Raw genomic sequence first — 8784 nt, forward strand, 5'->3', positions numbered from 1 at the left:
GGGCTTCAACTAACAATCAGTGGGAAAAAGCCCCCCACTGATTGTAGTTTCACTATATATAGTTCCTTCGTTGTAAATTTTATCTTCCAATAGGTTTGATTAGTATGGCAAAAAGGAAAAAGTGTAAAATAAAATGAACTAAAATTTTAAAAAATGGCGGTGACTCGTGAATGATTGGCTGCATGTGCATACATGGTTTTACAGGAGCTCCATTTGAAGTAGAACCTTTGGCAGAGTATTTAAAAGAGCATACAGACTGGGAGATTTCCGTGCCGACATTGCCGGGTCATGGTGATGAGTTAAAGCTGAAAGGAATCGCCTACAACAAGTGGATTGAGCATGCAGAGGAAGAACTGAAGAGGCTGATCAGCCGCTGTGAGAAAGTATATGTCATCGGTTTTTCAATGGGCGGCCTGATTGCCAGCTATTTAACTGTACATTACCCTGTAGATAAATTGGTTCTGCTCAGTGCTGCTGCTTATTACGTGAACCCGAAGCAGCTATTCTTTGATATTAAAGAGATGGTAAGAGATGCTTTCAGGGGGAACCTGGCTGACAATGAAATGTTCGTCAGATATAAGCGGAAAATCAGTGCGACACCGATTACGGCAACACTACAATTCCGCAGGCTTGTGGCTTCCATCAGGCCCATTTTAAATCAGATCACCGTGCCGACATTGATTGCGCAGGGTGAAAGTGATGGAGTTGTGCCTCCGAGAAGCGCCCGATATTTATATAATAATATTGGTTCATCAGCCAAAAAGTTAATATTTATAAAAGACTCTAAGCATCTTATCTGCCATTGCGGGGAAGGGGACCGCCTCTTTCAGGAGATCCTTGGCTTTCTGCAAAAAAAGCCAGAATGATAAGGTTTTCAGCCAGCCTTCACGTTTGCAATGCTTACTTGAAAATGGTAATATAAACACCAAAGTGCCAACAGGAACTTCTTTTGAGAACCCGGACATACTCCAGTAGGAGAATGTCTTTTTTCATTAAATACAGAAGTATTGCTGAAAAAGCATACTTCAGTAAGGCCATAAATAGATGGGTGCTTAAATGCACTTATCTTAAGAGACCTGATTGTCCTTGAACAATTTGGATAGAACTTACCCTCATCCTTTCCTCAAGCGGGTTTCATAGTGAGTGGGACTCTTCTTAACGAAACATAACCGCACTTTTTATAAAAATGAGAAGTTACAGCATCTAGATGCCGGGTACGCCGGTAAAAAGGCTCCTTACAGGGTGCCATAACATTTCTTATAATCGTCCGGAAGAGTGACTCATAGGCCAATTTTTCAGGAGAACTCCTGCCTGCAGGTTTGCAGGGACAAAATTTTTCTATGATTAGAAGGAGAATGAATACATTGACAAAGTTTCAAGACTTGGGCATCAGCCCGGAGACAATGAAATCACTGAAACGAATGGGATTTGAAGAAGCGACTCCTATTCAGACACAGACCATTCCGTTAAGTTTGGAGAATAAAGACCTCATCGGGCAGGCGCAGACAGGAACAGGAAAAACGGCTGCATTCGGAATCCCGATGATTGATAAAATCGACAACACGAAAGACTATATTCAGGGAATTGTTATTGCCCCTACACGTGAGCTGGCGATTCAAGTATCGGAAGAACTGTATAAAATCGGATACGGAAAAAGAACGAAAGTCCTTTCCATTTATGGCGGCCAGGATATTAACCGCCAAATCCGCGCTTTAAAGAACAAGCCGCATATCATCGTTGGAACACCGGGACGTATTCTGGACCATATCAACCGCAAAACCTTGCGTTTGGACCATGTTCATACGGCCATCCTTGACGAAGCGGATGAAATGCTTAACATGGGATTCATTGACGATATTGAAGCGATTCTTGCACAAATTCCTGAAGAGCGCCAAACACTGCTCTTCTCTGCTACAATGCCTGCGCCAATCCGCAGAATGGCAGAACGCTTTATGAAGGACCCTCAAATTGTCCGCGTAAAAGCTAAGGAAATGACTGTTTCATCTATTGAACAATTCTATGTTGAAGTGCATGAAAAAAATAAATTTGATGTGCTGACAAGACTTCTTGATATTCAATCACCGGAATTGGCGATCGTTTTCGGACGCACCAAGCGCCGTGTTGATGAATTGGCTGAAGCCTTGAATCTTCGCGGATACATGGCTGAAGGAATCCATGGTGACCTAAGCCAGGCTAAACGGATTTCTGTTCTAAGGAAGTTCAAAGAGGGAAGCATCGACGTCCTTGTGGCAACAGATGTGGCAGCGCGCGGATTAGATATTTCCGGCGTAACACATGTCTACAATTTTGACATCCCACAGGATCCTGAAAGCTATGTTCACCGCATCGGCCGGACCGGACGTGCTGGAAAAACAGGTGTTGCGATGACATTCATCAATCCGCGCGAGAAATCGTACCTGCATGTGGTGGAACGTACAACTAAGAAAAAAATGGAACGCATGGATGCTCCAACACTGGATGAGGCGCTTGAAGGCCAGCAAAAAGCTGTATTGGAAAAGATCATGCAAACCATCGAGGAAAACAACCTTGAAAGCTATAAAGAAGCAGCAGATGAGCTTCTGGCACAAAAGGACGCTTCAACAGTTCTTCAAGCCGTGCTGAAGATGCTGACAAAGGAACCGGATACTACGCCTGTTAAATTAACAGAGGAAAAGCCGCTGCCATCTAAGCGCGACAGAAAGCCAAATGACCGCAGCCGCGGAGGATACAATGGAAGAGGCAGACAGGGCGGCCAAAAAGGATCATACAAATCCCGCCAAGGCCACACTGGAAAACGCCCAAGCCAAAATAACAACCGTTCAAACAGCAATAGCTATAGATAAGAAATTTGGAGAGCAGAAATTCTGCTCTCTTTTTTATTTGGTTCTCAGTCGGAGCCATCCACACATGCAATTTCTCAGCAGCTGCCGTACATACTAAGGGAAAAGCTGAACGGGAGGAATCGACATGACGATTGTACGCCTTGGGTATGTTGCGATGAGTATGAATCTGAAAAACGCATCGCCATCACAAACGATGACGTTCAAACAATTCTCAAGTATTAAAGACCGTGAGGCGGCTATTGCAAGACTGGAACGAATTGCCGTTTCCAATTTGGAGAATTGCCTGAGGCTGTTAAAGCACAATGCAGCCCATGATATCCATTTTTTCCGCTTCAGCTCACGGCTGATTCCCCTTGCTAATCATGAGGAACTTTCTGATTGGAAGTATATGCGTCCACTTAAAGAAATTCTGTCGGACATCGGCGACTTTCTGAAGGAACATCCCATGCGTGTGGATTTTCACCCTGACCATTTTGTGCTTCTTAATACACCGAAAGTTGACACATTGAATATGTCCATCAAAACGCTGGCTATGCATGAAGCCCTGCTGAAAGGCATGCGTCTGAATCCGGCTCACCGATGTGTTCTGCATGTTGGCGGAGGATATGATGATAAAGAAAAAGCTCTCGAACAATTTATCCATAATTGGGGCTTTACGCCTTCCGGAATCCAGCAGATGATCATTCTCGAGAATGACGATACCACTTTTACACTTGATGATACGCTCTACCTTTGTGAAAAGCTTGGGATTCCGCTGGTTTTTGATTACCATCACCACCTTGCCAACTTCAAGAATGATGACTGGATAGGGCAATGGGAAAGGGCAGCAGCAACATGGGACCATTCTGAACTGCCTGTGAAAATGCATATTTCCAGTCCCAAATCAGATAAAGACTTCAGAGCGCATGCGGATTATATTGATGCGGATATGTTTATGGAGTTTTTGCAGAACATTAAAGGTTCAGTGCCTGAGATTCATTGCATGATTGAAGCGAAAATGAAGGACAGCGCCCTGTTTAAGCTTGCTGAAGATTTGAAAATGAACCCTAATCTGACTTTTATTGATTCATCCAGCTTTGAAATATAACTGGTACCCCCCATTTTTTTCATAAAAGGGAGACACTTCTTTTTTCTGTCATGTATACTTATAGAAGTGAAAGAGCGGATTTAAAGCTATCAATTTTATGGAATTGCGGGGGGTACTGCATGATTACAGAGCCGCATAAAAGGATTCCGGCAAGGGGACTGCTTGCCTGGAGAATCTCCGGCACGCTCCATTCTGTTTTTCCTTTTGTGTTATCAGGGGGCGCTATTGCTGCTGCCATCCTGTTTAATTGGCCTATTTGGGTTATTGGAGCTTCTTTAATGTTTTTTTCCGCCTATGCCTACCTGGTCATTATGACTTTCCCAGCTTTAAGGTGGAAAAGATGGAGGTATGAGGTCCGGGAAAATGAAATAGAGCTTAAAAATGGACTGTTTGTGATAAAAAGGACGCTTGTTCCCATGATTCGGGTGCAGCATGTGGATACGAGGCAAGGGCCGATATTGCGTAAATATCGCCTGGCTACTGTCACTATCTCGACAGCTGCTACCGTTCATGAAATACCGGCATTGGATGTGGATGAAGCTGAGGAACTGCGCTTTTTCATTTCTCAGCTGGCAAGGGCTGCAGAAAATGATGTCTAATCCGAAACGGCTGCACCCAATATCCGCGGCAGTCAATTTCCTGAAACACCTTAAGGAAATGCTGGTGCCTTTTCTTATTTTTGTCGTCTTTGGAAGCAGAGGAGGAAATGGGGAAATTGTTCAGCTTGTCCTGTCTATAGGGGTCATAATCGCGGTTTTTATAATCGGGATTCTTACCTGGTGGAGATATACCTATAGACTGGAGGAAGGCGAGCTTCGAATCGAGTATGGTGTTCTTGTAAGGAAGAAAAGATATATTCCGCTTGAAAGAATCCAAAGTCTCGACTTATCGGAAGGGTTGCTTCAAAGACCCTTTGGACTTGTGAAAATGAAGGTGGAGACAGCGGGCTCAAGCGGTGCGGGTGAGGCAGAAGCGGTATTGACGGCTATTTCCAAAGAAGATGCAGATTTCATTCAGCAGGCATTTTCAGCTGCCAAAAATAATCCTTCAGAACCGGAAACAGCTGAGCAGAACCGGGAAGTGATTTATAAAATTACGCCTGGCGAATTGTTCCTGCTGGCATCAACTTCAGGCGGGGCAGGCGTCGTTATTTCAGCTGTCTTTGCTTTTGTATTTCAATTTGAAGAAATCATTCCCTATGAAAAGGTGTTTACCGGGCTCGAAGGATTTATTGCCAATGGAATGATCTTTGTAAGTATTCTGATATTCATCGTTTTTCTAATGGCATGGCTGATTGCTCTTATTGGGAGCATGCTGAAATATGCCGGTTTTACATTAATAAAAAGTGAGAAGGAATTGATTGTTACCAGAGGCTTGCTCGAAAAGCGGCAGATGACGATTCCGCTAAACCGCATACAGGCTATTCAGATAAGGGAAAACCTGCTTAGGCAGCCATTTGGACTGGCGACTGTCTATATCGAAAGTGCGGGAGGTTCCATTGAAGACAATGAAAGCGCCCGCTTAATGATCCTGCCGATCGTGAAAAAAACAAGGATTGCCGGTTTGTTAAAGCCGCACTTGCCACAGTATGAACTGCAGCCGGGTTTCTTTAAAGCTCCGAAAAGAGCGCTCAATCGCTATTTGTGGAGAGGGTTTCTGTGGATCCTGCCTTTTGTGGCTGTGCCGCTCCTCTTTTTTAGGCCGTGGGGATACTTTTCTTTGGTGCTGCTGATTCTTGCGCTGGGATGGTCGCATCTCAAATACAGGGATGCAGGCTGGGATATCAGCTCACAGCAGCTTGCCCTCAGATATCGCGGTATAGTGAGGACAACTGTTATTATGAGAAGAAATCGAATCCAGTCCCTATCTATGAAAGAAAGCTATTTTCAGAAAAAACGCAGTTTGGCTACCATAGAAGCTGCGGCTATGTCCGGGGCAGGCGGGACAGGCGGAACCGTTCGTGATCTCGACAGGAAAGAAGTATATGCAATTTATAAATGGTATTCTTATACCGGACTGAAGCAAAAAGAAAAGCGCCCGTGAGCGCTTTTTTGTTTAACTGTTCAGCTATGGGCCATTATCTGGCTAAAAACCCCACTATGGCTAAAATAACGATAACTCCCCAAACAGCAAGCCTTGATGCAGGTACTCCTTTTAAAGAAGGCCTGATGCCGGAAAGTCCGCCTGACCTTATGTTGCCGGATGAAGATGATGTGCGGCCTTTGGCCAGAGAGGCTGCGCCAATCAGGAAGCCTGCAAACAGGCCGAATATATGTGCCGTCACATTGATGTTTGGCTGCAGGAAGGTCATAATGACCCCGATGATCGTGATGGTCAGGATGATTTGTGAGTTTTCCCTGGATAAAAGTTCTTTTCGAAAGACCAGAATTGCTGCAAAGTAGCCGAACAAACCAAAGATCGCACCGCTGGCTCCGGCGTGAATATACGTTAATGGCTCAAGGATGAGGGTAGCAATATTGGCGGCTGCCCCCGCGGTGATATAAAGCAGAATGAATCTGGTTTTACCGAGGAGCCTTTCCAGGACAGGACCGAATAGAACGAGTGAAAAGCTGTTAAATAAAACATGGGAGAAGCCGCTGTGCAGGATGATAGGGCTCAGCAGCCGCCAGTATTCACCCTCCACAATATATAAATTGACACCAGCCAGCTTTTCAAAAATAAGTGAATTTGGGAAAAGGGGAATGACGGTTAATAGATAGATGATAATATGGATACAAATGATAGCAGTAACAACAGGGTAATAGCGGATAAATTCCTTAAAGCTTTCCGTTCTCGTAAACATGGCTCTCCTCCGTGCTTCAATAGTTATCTACATCATAGCCTGAAAAGCGGGTTTTCAGCATGCCATAACACTTATTTGGCGGATCATGTGTACACAATCCTGCTTCTACTGTATTCTTTATGCAGCGAATAATATAAATAGAAGGAAGATGAGAGATGATTTCCGGTATTGGGATTGATATTGCAGACCTGGAGCGAATAAGAAAAATTATTGCCAGGCAGGAGCGGTTTCCTGATCGGATTCTGACCCCAAAAGAGCTGAATGGCTATCAGCAATTGCCGGAAAAAAGGCGCGCAGAGTTTCTTGCAGGAAGATTTGCGGCCAAAGAAGCTTTTTCAAAAGCAATGGGAACCGGAATTGGGGAAGAACTTTCCTTTCAGGATATTGAAATTGAAAAGGATGAAAAGGGTAAGCCGTTTATTTCGAAACCATTTAAAGATGGGGTTCACTTGTCGATTTCCCATAGCAGGGAGTATGCTGTGGCTCAGGTGGTTATAGAAAAAGAATGACTTTTTACTGCGGGAAGAATTTCAAAAGCTTGTCATTCCTCCTAGCATATTCCTTAAGGTTGTCTCATATATTCATAATGCGATAGGAGAGACAGGCCGGAAGCGGCCAATCTCACTGAAATGAGACAAAGGGGCTGAAGGAATGAAGAAAAAGTGGTTTATGCTGCTTGCCGGGCTTTTGGTTGTTCTTGCATTGTCTGCCTGTGGTTCTAAAACACAGGAGGATGTTGTGAAGGATCTTGATAAAAAGCTCGAAGACGTTAAGGGATACAAGGCAGAGGCAAAAATGACTCTGCAGATGGGAACAGACCCGCAGACATATGAAATAGAAGTGTGGCATAAAGATCCGGATTTTTACCGGGTAAACCTGAAAAACGCCCAAAAGGAACAAAGCCAGATGATTCTGCGAAACAATGACGGTGTATTTGTCCTCACTCCTGCACTGAACAAAAGCTTCCGTTTCCAGAGTGATTGGCCGCAGAACAGCAGCCAGGCTTATTTATATGAATCATTAGTCAAGGACATTATGGAGGATAAAGAAGCTAAGTTCTCCGCTACAAAGGAGCATTATGTGTTTGAAACAAAAACACGATATCAAAATAATCAGATGCTTCCTGTACAGGAAATCAAGCTGAAGAAATCCGATTTATCCCCAGTCAGTGTGAAAGTTATGGACCCTGATAAAAATGCACTTGTAACAGTAGAATTTTCAAATGTAAAGTTCAATGCAAGTTTCGATAAGAAAGACTTTGACATGCAGAAGAACATGACAGGCGCCCAGCTCGAAGTGCCGGTCATGGCCGAGGTGGAGGATCAGGAATTCACAGTTAAATATCCGCAGATGGACATGGCGGATGTAAAGCTGGTTGATGAACAGGAAATGAAAACAGAAGACGGCAAGCGCGTTGTATTAACATATGATGGAGAAAAGTCATTCACGCTTGTACAGGAAAAGGCTGCTGTCATGCCGACATCATCCGTTGTTACATCGGTTAAAGGCGAGCCGGTGGACCTTGGCTTCACCATTGGTGCACTTTCTGACAACACCATCTCCTGGACCTACCAGGGCGTGGATTATATGATCGCCTCCAACGATTTATCACCTGAAGAAATGTCCGATATTGCCCGCTCTGTTCAAGGAGAAATGGTGAAATAAATTATTGACTAAAGCAGGTCTCATTTGGGGCCTGTTTTTTGTGTTTGGAAAGTTCGGGCTCACAATCTCGGGTTTAAAGCATCGTGAGATTGAAGCAGGATTCGCGTTCGGACACTGGGAGAGGGATTTTCGCAAGTTGAGTCCGAAGTACATCAGGGTTCGGACTCAGCTCCACAGGTTTACGAATTCTGAGTCCGAAGTAGGCCAAGGTTCGGACTCAGCCGCACAGATTTTCACGTTCTGAGTCCGAAGAAGGTCTAGGTTCAGACTCAACCTCTTGGATTTCCACAATCTGAGTCCGAAGAAGGTCTAGGTTCGGACTCAACGCCCGGGATTTCCGCAATTTGAGTCCGAAGAAGGTCTATGTTCGGACTCAACGCCTGGGA

The 8784-nt window shown here is 44.5% G+C and carries 8 protein-coding genes; 7 read left to right on the top strand and 1 reads right to left on the bottom strand.

All coding sequences use genetic code 11. From position 1 onward, the window contains the following. Positions 1–170 precede the first annotated feature (170 nt). From CE058_RS18775 to CE058_RS18795, 5 genes are all read left to right on the top strand, one after another. A complete protein-coding gene (locus tag CE058_RS18775; protein ID WP_163144737.1) occupies positions 171–866 on the top strand; it encodes an alpha/beta hydrolase in 696 nt (231 codons plus the stop codon). A 498-nt stretch (positions 867–1364) separates the two neighbouring features. Beyond that, positions 1365–2843, top strand: coding sequence for a degradosome RNA helicase CshA (gene cshA, locus CE058_RS18780; RefSeq protein WP_163144739.1), 1479 nt, complete (start codon positions 1365–1367; stop codon positions 2841–2843). Between the two features lie 124 nt (positions 2844–2967). Continuing rightward, the gene (uvsE, locus tag CE058_RS18785; RefSeq protein ID WP_163144741.1) at positions 2968–3930 is read left to right on the top strand and encodes a UV DNA damage repair endonuclease UvsE; all 963 of its coding nucleotides are present in this window, start codon (positions 2968–2970) and stop codon (positions 3928–3930) included. Between the two features lie 119 nt (positions 3931–4049). Beyond that, the gene (locus tag CE058_RS18790; RefSeq protein ID WP_048008765.1) at positions 4050–4529 is read left to right on the top strand and encodes a PH domain-containing protein; all 480 of its coding nucleotides are present in this window, start codon (positions 4050–4052) and stop codon (positions 4527–4529) included. Further along, entirely contained in the window at positions 4519–5973 is a 1455-nt protein-coding gene (locus tag CE058_RS18795) for a PH domain-containing protein (protein ID WP_163144743.1), read from the top strand. The genes CE058_RS18790 and CE058_RS18795 overlap by 11 nt, the downstream gene beginning before the upstream one ends. 34 nt (positions 5974–6007) lie before the next feature. Here the strand turns inward: CE058_RS18795 and CE058_RS18800 are convergent, their stop codons facing one another. Continuing rightward, positions 6008–6733 (bottom strand): rhomboid family intramembrane serine protease, encoded by a 726-nt coding sequence (locus tag CE058_RS18800; RefSeq protein ID WP_163144744.1) that lies wholly within the window; start codon positions 6731–6733, stop codon positions 6008–6010. A gap of 155 nt (positions 6734–6888) precedes the next feature. Here CE058_RS18800 and acpS point away from each other — a divergent pair, with 155 nt between their 5' ends. Both acpS and CE058_RS18810 read left to right on the top strand, forming a co-directional pair. After that, on the top strand, positions 6889–7242 hold the full coding sequence (gene acpS, locus CE058_RS18805; RefSeq protein ID WP_163144745.1) for a holo-ACP synthase: 354 nt from the start codon (positions 6889–6891) through the stop codon (positions 7240–7242). Between the two features lie 142 nt (positions 7243–7384). Further along, positions 7385–8398, top strand: coding sequence for a LolA family protein (locus CE058_RS18810; protein ID WP_163144746.1), 1014 nt, complete (start codon positions 7385–7387; stop codon positions 8396–8398). The last annotated feature ends 386 nt before the right edge of the window (positions 8399–8784 follow it).

The sequence above is a fragment of the Bacillus sp. 22-7 genome, assembly GCF_010628845.1.
Lineage (GTDB): Bacteria > Bacillota > Bacilli > Bacillales > Cytobacillaceae > Cytobacillus > Cytobacillus firmus_B.

What these genes read in the sequence shown, in the direction of transcription:
- CE058_RS18810 (WP_163144746.1), top strand. Translation starts at nt 7,385, where the DNA reads ATGAAGAAAAAGTGGTTTATGCTGCTTGCCGGGCTTTTGGTTGTTCTT.
- CE058_RS18795 (WP_163144743.1), top strand. Translation starts at nt 4,519, where the DNA reads ATGATGTCTAATCCGAAACGGCTGCACCCAATATCCGCGGCAGTCAAT.
- CE058_RS18790 (WP_048008765.1), top strand. Translation starts at nt 4,050, where the DNA reads ATGATTACAGAGCCGCATAAAAGGATTCCGGCAAGGGGACTGCTTGCC.
- acpS (WP_163144745.1), top strand. Translation starts at nt 6,889, where the DNA reads ATGATTTCCGGTATTGGGATTGATATTGCAGACCTGGAGCGAATAAGA.
- CE058_RS18800 (WP_163144744.1), bottom strand. Translation starts at nt 6,733, where the DNA reads ATGTTTACGAGAACGGAAAGCTTTAAGGAATTTATCCGCTATTACCCT.
- CE058_RS18775 (WP_163144737.1), top strand. Translation starts at nt 171, where the DNA reads ATGATTGGCTGCATGTGCATACATGGTTTTACAGGAGCTCCATTTGAA.
- uvsE (WP_163144741.1), top strand. Translation starts at nt 2,968, where the DNA reads ATGACGATTGTACGCCTTGGGTATGTTGCGATGAGTATGAATCTGAAA.